The organism is Enterococcus moraviensis ATCC BAA-383 (assembly GCF_000407445.1).
GTDB lineage: Bacteria > Bacillota > Bacilli > Lactobacillales > Enterococcaceae > Enterococcus_L > Enterococcus_L moraviensis.
This window is the reverse complement of sequence record NZ_ASWB01000001.1, coordinates 338,587-355,349: the sequence shown is the minus strand read 5'-3', so window position 1 is coordinate 355,349 and position 16,763 is coordinate 338,587. Positions and strand designations below refer to the sequence as shown.

Annotated in this window: 18 protein-coding genes; 16 read left to right on the top strand and 2 right to left on the bottom strand. The window is 36.3% G+C overall.

Annotation, left to right across the window (positions count from 1 at the left end):
- Nucleotides 1-7: 7 nt before the first annotated feature.
- The 5 genes from rnz (at nt 8) to I586_RS01690 (ending at nt 5,166) form a co-directional block, all read left to right on the top strand.
- On the top strand, nt 8-937 hold the full coding sequence (gene rnz / locus I586_RS01710; RefSeq protein ID WP_010764903.1) for a ribonuclease Z: 930 nt from the start codon (nt 8-10) through the stop codon (nt 935-937).
- Between the two features lie 12 nt (nt 938-949).
- Nucleotides 950-1,750: an SDR family NAD(P)-dependent oxidoreductase gene (locus I586_RS01705; protein ID WP_010764904.1), complete on the top strand. Its 801-nt coding sequence runs from the start codon at nt 950-952 to the stop codon at nt 1,748-1,750.
- 29 nt (nt 1,751-1,779) lie between these two features.
- Entirely contained in the window at nt 1,780-2,217 is a 438-nt protein-coding gene (locus I586_RS01700) for a LapA family protein (RefSeq protein ID WP_010764905.1), read from the top strand.
- A gap of 121 nt (nt 2,218-2,338) precedes the next feature.
- Complete coding sequence (gene recJ / locus I586_RS01695) at nt 2,339-4,651, top strand: single-stranded-DNA-specific exonuclease RecJ (protein WP_010764906.1); 2,313 nt, start codon at nt 2,339-2,341, stop codon at nt 4,649-4,651.
- A gap of 2 nt (nt 4,652-4,653) precedes the next feature.
- Entirely contained in the window at nt 4,654-5,166 is a 513-nt protein-coding gene (locus I586_RS01690; protein WP_010764907.1) for an adenine phosphoribosyltransferase, read from the top strand.
- 76 nt (nt 5,167-5,242) lie between these two features.
- Here I586_RS01690 and I586_RS01685 read toward each other — a convergent pair whose 3' ends face one another.
- Together I586_RS01685 and trhA are read right to left on the bottom strand one after the other, a co-directional pair.
- Nucleotides 5,243-5,443, bottom strand: a complete 201-nt coding sequence (locus tag I586_RS01685; RefSeq protein WP_010764908.1) for a hypothetical protein — start codon at nt 5,441-5,443, stop codon at nt 5,243-5,245.
- 160 nt (nt 5,444-5,603) lie between these two features.
- A complete protein-coding gene (gene trhA, locus I586_RS01680; RefSeq protein WP_010764909.1) occupies nt 5,604-6,257 on the bottom strand; it encodes a PAQR family membrane homeostasis protein TrhA in 654 nt (217 codons plus the stop codon).
- A 129-nt stretch (nt 6,258-6,386) separates the two neighbouring features.
- Here trhA and I586_RS01675 point away from each other — a divergent pair, with 129 nt between their 5' ends.
- From I586_RS01675 to topA, 11 genes are all read left to right on the top strand, one after another.
- On the top strand, nt 6,387-7,229 hold the full coding sequence (locus I586_RS01675) for a DegV family protein (protein ID WP_010764910.1): 843 nt from the start codon (nt 6,387-6,389) through the stop codon (nt 7,227-7,229).
- A 170-nt stretch (nt 7,230-7,399) separates the two neighbouring features.
- Nucleotides 7,400-8,284, top strand: a complete 885-nt coding sequence (locus I586_RS01670; protein ID WP_010764911.1) for an SGNH/GDSL hydrolase family protein — start codon at nt 7,400-7,402, stop codon at nt 8,282-8,284.
- 5 nt (nt 8,285-8,289) lie between these two features.
- Nucleotides 8,290-8,967, top strand: coding sequence for a YpmS family protein (locus tag I586_RS01665; protein ID WP_010764912.1), 678 nt, complete (start codon nt 8,290-8,292; stop codon nt 8,965-8,967).
- Nucleotides 8,968-8,980: 13 nt separating this feature from the next.
- Complete coding sequence (gene msrA / locus I586_RS01660) at nt 8,981-9,490, top strand: peptide-methionine (S)-S-oxide reductase MsrA (RefSeq protein ID WP_010764913.1); 510 nt, start codon at nt 8,981-8,983, stop codon at nt 9,488-9,490.
- Nucleotides 9,491-9,494: 4 nt separating this feature from the next.
- Entirely contained in the window at nt 9,495-9,713 is a 219-nt protein-coding gene (locus tag I586_RS01655) for a YozE family protein (RefSeq protein WP_010764914.1), read from the top strand.
- 95 nt (nt 9,714-9,808) lie between these two features.
- Nucleotides 9,809-11,248 (top strand): S41 family peptidase, encoded by a 1,440-nt coding sequence (locus I586_RS01650; RefSeq protein ID WP_010764915.1) that lies wholly within the window; start codon nt 9,809-9,811, stop codon nt 11,246-11,248.
- A gap of 160 nt (nt 11,249-11,408) precedes the next feature.
- Entirely contained in the window at nt 11,409-11,963 is a 555-nt protein-coding gene (gene lepB, locus I586_RS01645) for a signal peptidase I (RefSeq protein ID WP_010764916.1), read from the top strand.
- A gap of 8 nt (nt 11,964-11,971) precedes the next feature.
- Nucleotides 11,972-12,835, top strand: coding sequence for a ribosome biogenesis GTPase YlqF (gene ylqF / locus I586_RS01640; protein WP_010764917.1), 864 nt, complete (start codon nt 11,972-11,974; stop codon nt 12,833-12,835).
- Complete coding sequence (locus I586_RS01635) at nt 12,825-13,592, top strand: ribonuclease HII (RefSeq protein ID WP_010764918.1); 768 nt, start codon at nt 12,825-12,827, stop codon at nt 13,590-13,592. The genes ylqF and I586_RS01635 overlap by 11 nt, the downstream gene beginning before the upstream one ends.
- Before the next feature lie 67 nt (nt 13,593-13,659).
- The gene (gene dprA, locus I586_RS01630; protein ID WP_010764919.1) at nt 13,660-14,535 is read left to right on the top strand and encodes a DNA-processing protein DprA; all 876 of its coding nucleotides are present in this window, start codon (nt 13,660-13,662) and stop codon (nt 14,533-14,535) included.
- A 126-nt stretch (nt 14,536-14,661) separates the two neighbouring features.
- Nucleotides 14,662-16,740, top strand: a complete 2,079-nt coding sequence (gene topA, locus I586_RS01625; protein WP_010764920.1) for a type I DNA topoisomerase — start codon at nt 14,662-14,664, stop codon at nt 16,738-16,740.
- The last annotated feature ends 23 nt before the right edge of the window (nt 16,741-16,763 follow it).

Sequence of the window (16,763 nt, the reverse complement as noted above, 5' to 3'; positions counted from 1 at the left end):
GTAGCCCATGGAATTACAATTTTTAGGTACAGGAGCTGGGGTTCCAGCAAAACATCGTAACGTAAGCAGTATCGCATTAAAATTATTAGATGAAAGAAATGCAGTGTGGTTATTCGATTGTGGTGAAGGCACACAATTACAAATTTTGAAAAGTACTATTCGTCCAAGAAAGATCGAAAAAATTTTTATTACTCATTTACATGGGGATCACATTTTTGGATTACCAGGATTATTAAGTAGCCGCTCTTTCCAAGGTGGAAACGAAAAACTAGAAATATACGGGCCAGTTGGTATTGCCGAATATGTTCGAACTGCATTGAAAGTATCACAAACGCGACTGTCATATGAATTAAAAATTATTGAAGTCAAAGAAGGTATCGTATTTTCAGATAAGCAATTTACAGTTAGCTGCAAAGCGTTAGATCATGGAATCGCTAGTTTTGGGTATAGAATTGTAGAAGCTGATCATGAAGGAGAACTACAGGTAGAGAAACTAACTGCTCTAAATATTCCATCAGGACCCTTATATGGAAAACTTAAACGTGGCGAAAGCGTAGAATTGCCAGATGGACGCGTGATTAACGGTAAAGATTTTGTCGGTGAGAAGAAATTAGGTAGAATCGTTACTATTTTAGGCGATACTAGAAAGACCAAAAACAGTGTACTTCTTGCAGAAAATGCTGATATTCTTGTTCATGAAAGTACATTCAATAAAGAAGAAGAAAAAATGGCTAGAGCCTATTATCATTCAACAAGTCATCATGCGGCGCAAGTTGCTTTAGAAGCACAGGCAGAGAAACTTATATTGACACATATCAGTGCACGTTATTTAACAGGCGATATTATTCAATTAGAAAATGAAGCCAAAGAGATTTTTCCCAATACCAAAATCGTGAAAGATATGGAAATTATAGAGATCCCATTCAAAGCAGAGTAAGGAGGAAATGAAATGTATAAAGGACATGATTTAACAGATAAAGTGGTGGTTGTAACTGGTGGTTCTGCAGGTTTAGGGGAACAAATTTGTTATGAAGCTGCTAAAAAAGGTGCAATTGTCGTTATCTGTGCTAGACGAATCAATTTAATCGGTAAAGTGAAAGAAATGTGCGAAGAGTTAAGCGGGAGACAAGCTTATTCATTTCAATTAGATATTTCTGATCCTGAAAATGTAGAAACTGTTTTTGGGAAAATTGCAGATGAAGTCGGACCCATCGATATTTTAGTCAATAACGCTGGTTTTGGTTTATTCGAAAACTTTGTCGATATTGATTTAGCTATTGCTAGAAATATGTTCGAAGTAAATGTTTTAGGAATGATGGTCTTCACTCAAAAAGCAGCGATTCAAATGGCTGAAAGAGGAACAGGGCACATTATCAATATCGCTTCCATGGCTGGAAAAATGGCGACTGCAAAATCAACAGTCTATTCTGCCACTAAGTTTGCCGTCTTGGGATTTTCTAATGCCCTACGGTTGGAATTAAAACCTCTAGGCATTTCTGTGACGACTGTTAACCCAGGGCCTATCCAAACAGAGTTTTTTGACAAGGCTGATCCATCAGGCGATTATTTAGCATCGGTTGATGCCTTTGTTTTAGAACCAAATAAACTTGCGAAAGAAATTGTAAGTGCTATGGGAACATGCAAACGTGAAATCAACCGCCCAAGAGTGATGGAAGGTGCGTACCGATTGTATACACTGTTTCCGCATATAGGCGATTTACTAGCTGGCGGCGTATTAAATAAAAAATAAGTTATGTATTAATTGAGGAGGATGTAACTATGAAAAACCAATGGCGTGTGGTTATGGGGCTTGTATTAGTTTTGATTATTGTCATTTTTGCTGTACTAAATAATCAAACAGTGCCAGTCAGTTTTGGCTTTACAAAAATTTCAGGACCGTTAATCCTAATTATTTTAGGTTCAGCTATTGTTGGGGCTCTGATTGGTCTACTAACATCTACAACAACAATGTGGAAACAAAAAAAACAAGTAAAAGAATTAAAAAAAGACATCGATGTGTATAAAAACGATGCAGAGAAATTGGCTCAAGAAGAAGTTGCAAAAGTTAAACGAAGTTATGAAAATCAACTAGCTGATTTGCAAGCGAAATATGAGGAAGCACTCGCACAAGCGCCAATTGCGCCTGTTACAAATACAGAGCCTGTTGGAAGTCGCGTAGATCATTTTACGAAACCAAGGAATGGTGAAGAAATATAGCATTAAAAAAGCAAAGATAAAGTAGCAACATTTTATCTTTGCTTTTTAATTTGCTGAATTTGTATACTTTCTTTAGTTTTCTCTCTCTATTTGATATAATTACTTGGTTAGGAGTGACGTCGTGAAAAAAGCAAAATATACATGGCAATTACGTGAAAAAAGTGAATTGCCAGAAGAATTTTCAAATATACTAACAAAAGAACAAATTAATCCATTACTAGGGCAGATTTTATGGCATCGAGGGATTCAATCTGAGGAGGATTTGGCATTATTTTTACGTCCGACAGTTGAGAATCTTTATGATCCTTTTTTAATGTACGATATGGAAAAAACGATAACTAGAATTCAAGATGCTGTGGCACAAGGTGAAAAAATCTTAGTCTATGGTGACTATGATGCTGATGGGATCACAAGTACAACGGTTATGAAAGAAGCCATTGAATTAATCGGAGGAGAAGTGGATTATTTCTTACCGAATCGATTTATTCACGGCTATGGGCCAAACTTGGATGTTTTCAAGGAACAAATCGAAAATGGCGTTCAATTAATTATCACGGTCGATAACGGCGTTGCAGGTCATGAAGCAATCAATTACGCGACGGAGCAAGGGATTGACGTTATTGTAACGGATCACCATGAGCTCCCACCGGAATTACCGCATGCCTTTTCGATTATCCATCCTAAGCATCCTAAAGGACAATACCCGTTTGGTGAATTAGCAGGAGTCGGTGTTGCCTTTAAAGTTGCGACAGCGTTATTAGGCGAGCTTCCTGCAGAATTTCTTGATTTAGTTGCGATTGGAACGATCGCTGATTTAGTTTCTTTGACAGATGAAAATAGAGTGCTTGTTAAAATGGGACTGGAAATGATTCAAAATGGTGAGAGAATCGGTTTAGATATACTGATACATTTGGCTGATATTAAAAAGGAAGCGATCAGCGAAGAAAATATCGGCTTTACGATTGCACCACGCTTGAATGCATTAGGCAGACTTGGAGATGCCTCTCCAGGTGTAGAACTGATGACAACGTTCGATGAAGAAGAAGCTGAAAGAATCGCTACTTATATCAATGCGCAAAACGATGAACGAAAGGAAATTGTTGCGTCAATCACAAAGGAAGCATTTGAATTAATTGACCCAACAGAGCCTATCCATATTGTTGCAAAAAAAGGCTGGCATGAAGGAGTTCTTGGAATCGTTGCGGGGAGAATCATGCAAGATACTGGGAAACCTACTATCGTTCTTACTATCGATGAGAACAATGAAACGGCAAAAGGATCAGGGCGTAGTGTTTCAGCATTAAACTTATATGACGCATTGAGCGAAATACGTGAAACCTTTACTCATTTCGGTGGTCACCACATGGCAGCTGGTATGACGTTGCCTGTTGAGAATCTTAGTAAAGTAAAGGCACACTTGATTAGTTACCTTGAAACACATCAAATCGATCTTTCTCAAGGGCAAGAATTGTTGATCGATGAAATTTTACAAGTTTCGGAAGCAACAATCCCGTTTATTCAACAGTTAAAAATCCTTTCGCCATTTGGAACGGACAACCCAGTGCCCAATTTCTTGTTTGAAGATGTATTAGTAGAACAAGGTCGTCAAATCGGGGCAGATAAAAGTCATCTTAAATTCCAATTAAGTCAAGCAGGAGTCAAACTGGACGCCATTGCGTTTCAAATGGGAAACCAAGTCGATGAATTTGGTCAAGGGACAACGAACATTGCTGGACAATTATCGATTAATGAGTGGAATGGCAATAAGAAGCCTCAATTGATGGTGAGTGATTTTTCAGTTGATGGTGTTCAATTATTTGATTTACGAGGAAAAAACGCTCGTCAAAAGGAAATTCCTACTGAAAATACACTGTATGTTTATTTCAATAAGGAGAGTCAAAAATTGATCCAGGACCAAACAGTTCATCAACACTTATTTAGTACGATTGATGAAATCGTAGAAACGATAACCAACACCAACAGCCAACAATTAGTTTTTGTTGATTGTCCAAGTGACGTTAACTTACTAAAGCAGATTACACAAGCTGGTAAAATTGAGCGAGTATATATGATGGGGATTTCACAAGAAGAGGCCTATTTAAACGGTACTGGAACAAGAGAACAATATGCACAACTCTATAAATTTGTGAGACAACAGGAACAAGTTGATGTTCGATACAAGTTAAATGTTGTTGCAAGTCATCTAAAAATTCAAGAAAAATTATTAATTTTTATGATTCAGGTGTTTTTTGATCTAGGATTTGTTACAATAGAAAACGGTGTTTTAAGAAAAGTAGAAAGTCCTGAAAATCATCCTTTGACGGAAAGTACGGTCTATCAAACTCGCTTAAAAAAAATCAAAACAGAAGAATTTTTGTTATACAGCGATCGTGAGACATTACAACAATGGCTGTGGAATGAGGAGGAAGTATAAAAATGGATTTAAAAGATTATATTGCTAGTATTCCGGATTACCCAGAAAAAGGAGTTATCTTTAGAGATATCTCACCATTGATGGCAAATGGTGAAGCTTATCGTGAAGCAACTAAACAAATCGTAGATTATGCCAAAGAAAAAAGAATCGATATGGTAGTAGGACCAGAAGCACGTGGATTTATTGTAGGATGTCCTGTTGCATATGAGCTAGGCGTAGGGTTTGCTCCTGTTCGTAAAAAAGGGAAATTACCTCGTGAAACAATCGAAGTAACGTATGATTTGGAATATGGAACAGATACACTAACCCTTCATAAAGATGCGATCACACCTGGTCAACGAGTATTGATATGTGATGATTTACTAGCAACTGGAGGTACGATCAAAGCAACGATCGAATTGATTGAATCATTAGGCGGTATTGTTGTGGGTTGCGCATTTTTAATCGAATTGATGGATTTACATGGAAGAGATAAAATTACAGACTACGAAATCGTTACCTTGATGGAATATTAGAAAAAAGATCTTTACTCTTAATTTATACAGAGTAAAGATCTTTTTTTGTTAAAACTGTAAAATGCTTTGTAATGATCTATGGGTACTTACGATAGACATATTGTTGGTGTTCATTTTTTTTTCTATTGTGCGTGTATCTTTTTTCGTCCCACAACATGAACCATATAATAAATAGAGGGCTAACAATAAGTAAAGCGGACTGTAAGCCTAATGTTCCTAAGAAAATACCAATAATCAATACAACAAATAATAACCCGCCACGACGAACTGCTTTCATTCTTAATCACCTCATAATTTTTATCGAACAAACGTTTGTATAGTTATTATACGAATGTTTGTTCGGTTTGTAAAGAGATAAATACGAAAAAAGGATACTTCTTTTTAAATTAATCAAAAAGAAGTATCCTAAAGCCTTTAAATAAAGGTTTCTCAGTTATTTAAGTATAAAGTAAAATGGAAAAGAACATAAAACCTGCTCCTAACATGACAAACAAATGCCAAACGACGTGCATAAAGCGAACACTTTTTAAGCTATAAAAAGCAGCTCCTAACGTGTAAGAAACACCTCCGGCTACTAATAAAGCAATACCAATAGGCCCTAAAGAGTCATATAAAGGTTTGGCTGCAGTTATACAAAGCCAACCCATAATAATATAAATCACAGTTGAAACGTTTTTTACGGTTTCTTGTTTATGAAGAGTCAATGACTTATAAACGACACCGCTGATCGCCATTACCCAAATGAGAACAAATAATAACCAACCGAGCCAACCTTTGATACTGAGCAAACAAAACGGTGTATAGCTTCCAGCAATCAATAAGAAAATGGAACTATGATCAAAGACTTGAAATACCTTCTTCGCTCTAGTAAAAATTAAACTGTGAAATAGTGTTGAAGATAGGAATAAAAGAATCAGTGTTGCTCCATAAATTGCATAAGAAACAACATGGACAGCAGACCCAAGTCGTGCTCCTTTGACGAGCAAGATCACTAAACCTGCAATACTTAATCCAGCACCAATCCCATGGGTAACTGCATTGAGAACTTCATTTAAAATCAAATATTTTCTCGAGAATTTTACTTTTTCCAAGAAATCAGCTTCCTTCATTTTAATTTGGTGAAAAATAATTCTTTGTCTGTTATAATATAAACAGACATTAAGCCTCAAAGGTATTTTACCATGAATTGAGGTTGTTTTTAAAGAAAGAGTGATAAAATTATGACAAATGTTAAAATTGTGACCGATTCTTCTTGCACAATGCTGAAAAGTGTACGCGATGATTTAGATATTCATATGATGCCCTTATCTGTAATGATCGATGGCGTTGTATATGCTGATGATGATCATTTAGAAGGCGAACATTTTATGGAATTGATGAGCGCTGCAAAAGCACTTCCCAAAACGAGCCAACCACCGATTGGTGAATTCGTAGAATTATACGACCGTTTAGGTGCGGACGGCAGCGAAGTTATTTCCATCCATATGACAAAAGGGCTGAGTGGCACAGTAGAAGCGGCCAGACAAGCTGGAAATCTTAGTTCTGCTAATGTAACAGTGATCGATAGTGATTTTACTGATCAAGGACTATCTTTCCAAGTGATTCAAGCAGCTAAACTTGCTAAAAATGGCGCAAGCGTTTCAGAGATCTTAGCTGAAATCAATCACGTTAAAGAAAATACAAAGCTATTTATTGGAATATCAACTTTAGATAATTTAGTTAAAGGCGGTCGAATCAGTCGGGCAACAGGTCTTTTATCTAGTATTTTTAATATGAAAGTTGTCATGGATTTTGATCATACTGAACTGATTCCAGTGGCTAAAGGCCGAGGGATGAAAACGTTCAACAAATGGTTTGAAGAACTAAAAAACGAGTTAAGTACTTTATCAAACGTGCGACAAATTGGTATCTCTCATGCAGACGGACTAGAATTAGCGAATGGATTTAAAGAAGGCTTACAGGCACTATTTCCTGATATGGATATTCCTGTATTGCATACCAATCCTGTCATCGCAACTCACACAGGTAAGAATGCTTTTGCAATCATGTACTATACGGACTAAGTTTTGAGCAGATCAAACTGATCTGCTTTTTTTAATAAAAACTTTTATAAATTTTTCTGTACAAATGAAAGAAAAATAGAGATAATTTACTTTAATTAGAAGTAAATCATCCAACTCCTGTTTATCAGCGAATTGCTTCTTCAATGATTTACAGCAAAGGAAGGGATCCAATGAAATTATTTTTTAAAAAGAACTGGTCAAGTGTTGCACTGTTCTTCATCACGACCATTATTGTTTTTTTATTCCTGATAGTGGCTATTCCAAAAGCGAAACCAATTTTAGGTACAGGTACTAATCAAGCGACAAAAAGTGCAACAAAAGAAGTAATACATTACACAGCAATCGGTGATTCATTGACAGAAGGAATCGGTGATTTAACAAATTCTGGTGGTTTTGTTCCATTGGTTGCACGTGATTTACAGGAACATTACCATTTGAACGGTGTCCAAATAGATAATTTTGGTAAAAATGGTGATCGCAGTGATCAAATACTCAAACGAATCAAAAAAAATGAAGATATCCAAAACGGATTGGCTTCAGCCGATATGATCAGTTTGACTGTTGGCGGAAATGATCTTATGAAAGTAATCAAAGGTGATGTATTTCGTTTGACCAAAGATTCCTTTAGTCGACCACTAAAAAATTATCAAAAAGAAGTAGAAAAACTACTCAAAGAAATCCGGAAATATAACGCAGATGCACCAATCTATGTTTTAGGGATTTACAATCCATTTTATCTTTATTTTCCTGATATTACAGAAATGCAGGATATAGTAGATAGCTGGAACAATGGCACTGAAGAAGTAGTTAAATCTGAGAAAAACGCCTATTTTATTCCAATCAATGACTTATTATATAAAGGGGCTGGTGATGAGGTAGGAATCGTAAGCAGCGAATCCACCGCTTCTAGTAGTGAACAAGATATTAAAAATAATGCATTGTACGAAGAAGATCATTTTCATCCTAATAATCTAGGGTATCAAATCATGGCTAGTGCGGTTCGGGATGAAATGGCAAAAACACAGGATAAGTGGCTAAAAAAAGGGAGTGAGTAACACAGATGATAAATGAACCAGAAGAAAAAAACACAGAAAAAAAAGGAAACAAACGAAAAAGGAAACCATTAGAAACGAAAAAAACAATCAACCGTTGGAAAGTTGCTTTTCTTGTTTTAGTTGCACTGATCATCGCAAGTATAGGGTTTGTTTTTATGCGAATAACACAAGTTCGTGAGCCAAACTATAAACCTGTTCCGGAACTTGTCGAAAAAGACGGAACCCCTGTAATCGCGATCCAATCAAAGAAAAAACAAGTAAACGAATTGATTGATTTTTACCTAAGTGATTTCCAAAAGGGATCAGATATTACGTATAAATTCTATTTAGAAAATGAAGCAATGTTAAATGGAACCTTTAAAGTTTTGGGGCACCCAATTCAATTTTATCTTTATTTTGATCCATATGTAATGGATGATGGAAATGTACAGCTAAAAGCAAAAAGTTTGTCAATCGGAACTTTAGGGTTGCCTATGAAAGAAATCTTAAAGTTTGTTCAAAGAGATTATAAATTACCTAATTGGGTAGAAGTAAATCCAGATGATAGCACGATATTACTTCGCTTAGATCAGTTTAGAATGCAAAATGGTTTATTCATACGAGCAGAAAAGATAAACTTAGTAGATGATGATATTCGCATGAATATTTATTTACCAAAAGATACTAACGATACAACTGACTAAAGGGGGAAACGAATTGAGCGAAAAAGCAATATTTGCAGGTGGCTGTTTTTGGTGTATGATTCAACCATTTGATACACAACCAGGGATACATTCTGTCACGTCGGGCTATACAGGTGGACATGTTGAAAATCCTACTTATGAACAAGTATTAAGTCATACAACGGGTCATACTGAAGCGGTTGAGATCGAATACGACCCAGCTATAATGCCTTATGAAAAGTTAGTTGAAATTTACTGGCAACAGACAGATCCAACGGATGCACTAGGTCAATTCGAGGATCGCGGTGATAATTATCGACCCGTTATCTTTTATACAAATGATGAGCAAAAGCAAATTGCAGAAAAAAGTCGAAACGCATTGCAAACAAGCGGACGGTTTAATGAACCTATCGTGACAACGATTGAACCTGCTGTAGCGTTTTATCCAGCAGAAGAGTATCATCAAGATTTTTACCAAAAAGATCCTAAACGCTACGAAGAGGCGCATTTAAATCGAGCAAATTTTATAGAAGAAAACTGGTGAGTATATGAGAAGAAGTTTTTATCACTATTTAATGACATTGCGAGCGCCAAAAAAAACAGTAGAAAGTCAGTTTGCTAATGATGCCGCAAAAGATATTCAATTTCCGAAACAATCAGAAGATTATCATGAATTATCGAGTTATTTAGAAATGAATGTCGATTATGTCCCAAATATGCACATTTTTGATGAGATATGGGAAAAATATGTCGAAAACAATAAATAAAAAAAGAGGGAAAGCCAAAGAAAGCTTTTCCTTCTTTTTTTTTCATGGTAAACTTGAAAACATGCAATGATAATTTTACAGAAAGAGATGACCTTATGAAAAATAAAAAACAAGTGCCGTATCATCAATACATTATTTCAATTATTTGTGTTGCTTTTTTAGCTGGTGGTAGCGGATATATATTCTTTGACTATCAGTTCAAAAAACAGCTTGCAAACACGACAGTTCAAAATAGTGACTTAAAAAAAGTTGATAATCTATATAATGAAATTATTACGAATTATGTGGGAAAAGTTGACGAAAATAAATTGATCGACGGTGCACTAAAAGGGATGACAGAGGCGTTAGACGATCCTTATTCTAGTTATTTGAATGAACCAGAAGCAGATGAGTTAGATCAAAGTCTTGCAGGAAGTTTTGAAGGAATCGGTGCTACAATGACTATGACAGATGACCTTCCAACTGTGGCACAGGCACCGATCGAAGGATCGCCAGCAGCTAAAGCAGGAGTGAAAGCCAATGATGTGTTTTTGAAAGTGGATGGAGAAGAAACACAAGGTAAGACACTTTCTCAAGTTGTTAGTAAAATTCGCGGAAAAAAAGGGACAGAAGTTCGGTTGTCAATTGCCCGTGGTGAAGAAACATTTGAATTAAAATTAACCCGTGATACGATTCCAATAGAAACAGTTAAAGGCGAACTAGATAAAGCGGATCGCTCAATCGGATCAATTAAAATTACTTCATTTGGTGAAAATACGTATAAAGAACTTCAAGAAACGATCAAAACATTGAGAAAAGATGGCGCTAAATCTTTCGTAATTGATTTACGTCAAAATCCGGGTGGACTACTCGATCAAGTTGAGCAAATGGCGAGCATGTTTTTGAAAGATGGTAAACCTATCGTTAAGTTTGAAGACAAAAACGGCAATAGCAGTGAAGATGTTGCATCGAGTAAGTTAGATGGCGGATTCAAAGTGAATGAGCCAACTGTTGTTCTCGTTGATGAAGGCAGTGCTAGTGCGTCTGAAATCTTTGCAGCAGCTTTAAAAGAATCTGGCAACAAAAAAGTAATTGGAACAAAAACATTTGGCAAAGGAACCGTTCAAACAATTAAGAATTTGAATGACAAAAGTGAAATCAAACTAACTGTGTTAAAATGGTTAACACCAAAAGGTGAGTGGATTCACGAAAAAGGACTAGAACCAACGATCAAAGCTGATTATCCTGACTATGCTTATTTGTCACCAATCTCAAGAGATAAAACAGTAAAAATGGGTGATTCTTCTCCCGTCGTCAAAAACATCAATGCCTTATTAAAGGCGCTTGGGTACAAAGTTAATGCTGAAAGCAGTGATTTTTCAGAAGAAACTAAAGTAGCTGTTAGTGCTGTGCAAACAGATAACAAACTTCCCGTCACTGGAGAAGTCGACAATGAAACAGCAACACAAATCGAATTAGAAATAGGAAAAAAAATCAACGCGAATGATCAAGCATATGAAGTCGGTGTAAAAGAAATTCAAAAAGAGAATAACTAAAGAAACGGGTGTGAAAAACGGAAATTGTTTGAAAAACAGTGGCTTTTCACACCAATTTCAATTTTTCTTTCAAATGCTTCAACTTTTCCTTTATATTAGTCGCTTTTTCTGATGATTTTCCTTTATAATAGAATCAACGAGAAAAAGGGAGAGAAAAAGAGTGGAAAAACAAAGATCCTACATTGCGCATTTTATTTTTTTCATGAAACTACTCGTTCCTTCCTTAGTTTTGTTATTTATATTAAGAGGATTCATTTTGATACCTGTTCCAGTTGATGGAAATTCAATGGAAAAGACACTCAGTCAAGGCGACATGATTGTTATGGAAAAATTTTCATCAATCAAGCGATTTGATGTAGTGGTATTCAAATTGCCAAATGGTGCAATCTATATTAAACGCATAATCGGGCTACCAGGAGATAATGTTCGCTACGAGAATGATCAGCTTTTTATAAATGATAAACCGATTGAAGAACCTTTCTTAGAAAAAAATATAAAAAAAGACCATGAAACAGCTCCGTATACGACGAATTTCAATTTAAGTGATCTTACTACGGAAGATGTTTTACCCAAAGACAATTACCTTGTTTTAGGGGATAATCGACGAATGTCGAAGGACAGCCGTTCATTTGGCGCAGTTGAAAGTAAGTATATTCTAGGTAAAGCACAGTTTGTGTACTACCCAATAACACATATGAAAATCATACCAAGATAGGTGATAAAATGACAATACAATGGTTCCCAGGACATATGGCGAAAGCCCGAAGAGAAGTATCTGAAAAAATTAAATATGTTGATATTGTGTTCGAATTGATTGATGCAAGATTACCCCTTTCGTCAAGAAATCCGATGATGGATCAAATCGTGCAACAAAAACCACGATTGATTTTACTCAATAAAGGTGATTTGGCTGATAAAGAGCAAAATCAAAAATGGCAACAATATTTTCAAGAAAAAGGCTATAATACACTTGTCATTAATGCCCAACAAAATAAAGGTATCAATAAAATTGTACCTGAAGCAAAAAAAGCATTAAAAGAAAAACTCGATCGTGAACGCTCGAAAGGGCTAAAACCACGCGCAATCCGAGCGATGTGTATCGGTATTCCCAATGTTGGCAAATCAACATTAATGAATCGATTGGTCGGTAAAAAAATAGCGCAAACAGGAAACAAACCGGGCGTAACTAAAGGACAGCAATGGCTTCGTTCAGGAACTGAGTTAGAACTACTCGATACGCCAGGTATCTTGTGGCCAAAATTTGAAGACCAAGAGATTGGTAAGAAGCTGGCATTAACTGGAGCAATTAAAGACCAATTACTTCATTTAGATGATCTGGCGATATATGGCTTAACATTTTTTTCACGTTTTTATCCAGAGCGTTTGATTGAGCGTTATAAATTGACACAAGAGGAAACCTTTTTACCAGGAGCTGAACTTTTGATGCTAATCAGTCAAAAGCGTGGTTTTAAAGAAGAGTATGATCGCGCAAGTGAAATGATCATTCAAGAGATTCGAAGTAGTAAATTAGGGCCATATACTTTAGATCGTTGGGAAGAATTAGGAGCTACAAAAGATGAAAACTGAGTCCATTCAGCAAATTAAAACAACATTGACAACTATCAATAACAGAGACGATGAACGTATCAAATTATGGCAAGCAGATGAACGAAATGGTGTCCAACAAGCCCTAGCACAATGGGATAGACGACTTCAACGCTATGAAAAAGAACTAGCATTATTTGAAGAAATGAAACAGTTTGAGAATAATGCACGCAGTATGGGGCATCGTTTAATTGTAGGAATTGATGAAGTGGGACGTGGCCCTTTAGCTGGACCTGTTGTCGCAGCAGCAGTCATCCTTCCAAAGGACTTTCAACTTCTCGGCGTGAATGATTCTAAAAAGTTATCTGCTAAAAAAAGAGACGAACTCTATGACGAAATTCAAAATCAAGCGATTTCAATTGGAATCGGTATGGTAGATCATCATAAAATTGATGAAATCAATATTTATCAGGCTTCTAAAATGGCGATGGGAATTGCTTTAGAAGACCTTTGTTTCACACCAGATTATTTATTGATCGATGCCATGAAATTAGATGTCGATATTCCGCAAGAAAGTCTCATAAAAGGTGATGCCCGCTCTATATCTATTGCTGCTGCAAGTATTGTGGCAAAAGTTGTCCGCGATCGTTTAATGGAAGATTATGCAAAAATGTATCCTGGTTATGGATTTGAAAAAAATGCCGGATACGGAACAAAGGAGCATTTGCTAGGATTAGAAAAACAAGGAATCTGTACAATTCACAGAAAAACTTTTGCTCCAATCAAAAATATGCATTAAAAAAATAAAAAAAATCTTTTTTTGCGAATACTTATTACAACAAGTATTTGTGAAAGAAGGTTTTTTTATGGAAAATGAACAACGAAATTTATTTTTTAAATTAGCAATCTGTAAAGGTATTGGTAATCTAGGTATGTTAAAGGTTTTAGATTTTTCTATGAAATACGGGAACAGTACTGACTTTTCGAAAGAAGAAATTATTCAGATTGCTGGAATTACCACCTATCAAAAATTATTTTCTGAATCATGGGATTATTGGACAGCTCATTCAGAAAAGCTAAAAGAGTATCAAGAGAATCATACGTTTATTACGATATTAGACTCAAACTACCCTTATTACTTAAAACAGATTTATAATTGCCCTGTGCTGCTTTTCTATAAAGGGAATATACAGCTATTGAAAAACAATTGTCTCTCCTTTATCGGGGCGAGATCGGCCTCTGTTTACGGAATAAATGTTGTCCGTCAATTAGTTCCAGAAATGGTCAAAAATGAGTTGACTATCGTAAGCGGATTAGCAAAAGGGATTGATAGTGTAAGTCACCAAGTCACAATGCAGCATGGCGGTAATACGATCGGTGTGATTGGAACGGGATTAGATATTTGCTATCCAAAAGAAACCGCTCATTTTCAACGCATGATGATGGAACAGCAGTTAGTTCTTAGTGAATACCCAAATGGCACAGGACCTAGAAAATATCACTTCCCTATGCGAAACCGAATTATTGCTGGAATGAGTTTAGGGACTTGTGTGATCGAAGCGCGTAAACAAAGCGGTTCTTTGATCACGGCACAAGCTGCATTAGAGTATGGTCGGGAAGTTTTTGCAGTACCAGGTAACTTATTTGATTCTCAATCAGATGGGTGTCACGGGCTGATTCAAGATGGAGCAAAGTGTACGATTTGCCCGCAAGATATCCTTGAAGAAATACAATTTTTTTAGATTTAATTATATCAATCCTTGACAAACCTGTGATGAATAGATATGATGAAGTACGATTTGTGAGTTCTCTACATTTTGATATATATAATAGAAGAAACACAAAAACCGAAAGGAGCCACACGTTGAATGGCGTATAAATATCTAGTTATTGTAGAATCACCTGCTAAAGCCAAGACGATTGAAAAATATTTAGGAAAAAACTATAAGGTTGTTGCCAGTGTTGGGCATATACGCGATTTACCTAAGAGTAAAATGGGCGTTGATACTGAAAATAATTATGAGCCTCACTACATATCGATTCGTGGTAAAGGCGATGTTATCAAAAGTTTAAAAGCGGCTGCTAAAAAAGCTGACAAAGTTTATCTCGCAGCCGATCCGGACCGAGAAGGGGAGGCCATTGCTTGGCATTTGTCTTTCCTTCTTGGCTTAGATTTAAACGATAAAAACCGTGTTGTATTTAACGAAATCACAAAGGAAGCAGTTAAGGCTGCTTTCAAAGAACCACGCACAATCAATTTAGATTTAGTAGATGCACAGCAAGCACGTCGTATCTTAGATCGTTTGGTGGGATATTCACTTAGTCCGATCTTGTGGCGTAAAGTTAAAAAAGGCTTGAGTGCAGGACGTGTACAATCAGTAGCCCTAAAAATCATCATTGACCGCGAAAATGAAATTCGTAAATTTATTCCAGAAGAATATTGGAGTATTGATGGAAACTTTCAGAAAGCGAAGAAAAAATTCAAAGCAAATTTTTGGGGAGTAGACGGTAAGAAGAAAAAATTACCGAATGCTGAAGCGGTAAAAGAAGTTACGACTCGTATCAAAGGCAACGAGTACGATGTAACAAAAGTTGAGAAAAAAGAACGTAAGAGAAATCCTGCGTTACCTTTTACAACGAGTAGCTTGCAACAAGAAGCAGCTAGAAAATTGAATTTTAGAACCCGTAAAACAATGATGGTTGCTCAACAGTTGTATGAAGGAATTGCGTTAGGGAAACAAGGAACTGTTGGTTTGATTACCTACATGCGTACAGATTCTACTAGGATTGCTGACTCAGCAAAAGGTGAAGCAGCAGAATATATTGAAAAAACGTATGGTACGGAATTTTCAGCACATGGCGGACGTAAGGTTAAAAATGCTCAAGGTGCTCAAGATGCCCATGAAGCGATTCGTCCTTCTAGTGTATTACGTGCTCCTAATGAGATTAAACAATATTTAGATAAAGATCAGTTAAAACTGTATACGTTGATTTGGTCGCGCTTTGTAGCCAGTCAAATGACGCCAGCTATATTGGATACGATGAAAGTCACTTTAGAACAAAACGGTGTGATTTTCATTGCTAATGGAGCGAAAGTAAAATTTAAAGGTTTTATGCAAGTCTATGTTGAAGGTCGTGATGATGGTAAGGAAGACAAAGAAAATATCTTACCTGACTTAGTTGAAGGCGACAAAGTCAATGCTGTAGATATTGAACCTAAGCAGCATTTCACTCAACCTCCAGCAAGATTTAGTGAAGCAACATTGATTCGGGCATTAGAAGAAAATGGCGTTGGACGTCCATCAACGTATGCACCGACACTTGAAACAATCCAACGACGTTATTATGTTAAATTAACAAATAAACGTTTTGAGCCTACGGAATTAGGTGAAATTGTCAATTCATTGATCGTAGAGTTCTTCCCGCAAATTGTAGATGTTCACTTTACAGCTTCAATGGAAGGGGACTTAGATAAGATTGGCATTGGCGAAGAGAAATGGGTAGAGGTTGTCGATCGTTTCTACCGACCATTTGAAAAAGAACTGACAAATGCCGAAGAAAAAATCGAAAAAATTCAGATCAAAGATGAGCCTGCTGGTTTCGATTGTGACCTATGTGGTCATCCAATGGTTATCAAACTTGGGCGTTATGGTAAGTTTTTTGCCTGTAGCAATTTTCCAGAATGTCGCAATACAAAAGCGATTGTTAAGGAAATCGGCGTGACTTGTCCAGTATGTAAGGAAGGCCAAGTTATCGAACGTAAATCGAAAAAGAATCGCTTATTCTACGGTTGTAGCCGTTACCCAGAGTGTGACTTTACATCTTGGGATAAACCAATTGGACGTCCTTGTCCAAAATGTGGTCAATATCTTGTTGAGAAGAAAGTTAAGGGTGGCAAACAAGTTGTTTGTATCAATGGCGACTATGAGGAAAATGTTCAAAAATAAGAAATTTGAAAACCAGCGGAAAT

Excerpts from the sequence above, each read along its gene's own strand:
- I586_RS01705 (WP_010764904.1), top strand. The coding sequence starts at position 950 with ATGTATAAAGGACATGATTTAACAGATAAAGTGGTGGTTGTAACTGGT.
- I586_RS01700 (WP_010764905.1), top strand. The coding sequence starts at position 1,780 with ATGAAAAACCAATGGCGTGTGGTTATGGGGCTTGTATTAGTTTTGATT.
- I586_RS01685 (WP_010764908.1), bottom strand. The coding sequence starts at position 5,443 with ATGAAAGCAGTTCGTCGTGGCGGGTTATTATTTGTTGTATTGATTATT.
- I586_RS01635 (WP_010764918.1), top strand. The coding sequence starts at position 12,825 with ATGAAAACTGAGTCCATTCAGCAAATTAAAACAACATTGACAACTATC.
- ylqF (WP_010764917.1), top strand. The coding sequence starts at position 11,972 with ATGACAATACAATGGTTCCCAGGACATATGGCGAAAGCCCGAAGAGAA.
- rnz (WP_010764903.1), top strand. The coding sequence starts at position 8 with ATGGAATTACAATTTTTAGGTACAGGAGCTGGGGTTCCAGCAAAACAT.
- I586_RS01665 (WP_010764912.1), top strand. The coding sequence starts at position 8,290 with ATGATAAATGAACCAGAAGAAAAAAACACAGAAAAAAAAGGAAACAAA.
- I586_RS01670 (WP_010764911.1), top strand. The coding sequence starts at position 7,400 with ATGAAATTATTTTTTAAAAAGAACTGGTCAAGTGTTGCACTGTTCTTC.
- I586_RS01690 (WP_010764907.1), top strand. The coding sequence starts at position 4,654 with ATGGATTTAAAAGATTATATTGCTAGTATTCCGGATTACCCAGAAAAA.
- dprA (WP_010764919.1), top strand. The coding sequence starts at position 13,660 with ATGGAAAATGAACAACGAAATTTATTTTTTAAATTAGCAATCTGTAAA.
- I586_RS01650 (WP_010764915.1), top strand. The coding sequence starts at position 9,809 with ATGAAAAATAAAAAACAAGTGCCGTATCATCAATACATTATTTCAATT.
- I586_RS01675 (WP_010764910.1), top strand. The coding sequence starts at position 6,387 with ATGACAAATGTTAAAATTGTGACCGATTCTTCTTGCACAATGCTGAAA.
- topA (WP_010764920.1), top strand. The coding sequence starts at position 14,662 with ATGGCGTATAAATATCTAGTTATTGTAGAATCACCTGCTAAAGCCAAG.
- I586_RS01655 (WP_010764914.1), top strand. The coding sequence starts at position 9,495 with ATGAGAAGAAGTTTTTATCACTATTTAATGACATTGCGAGCGCCAAAA.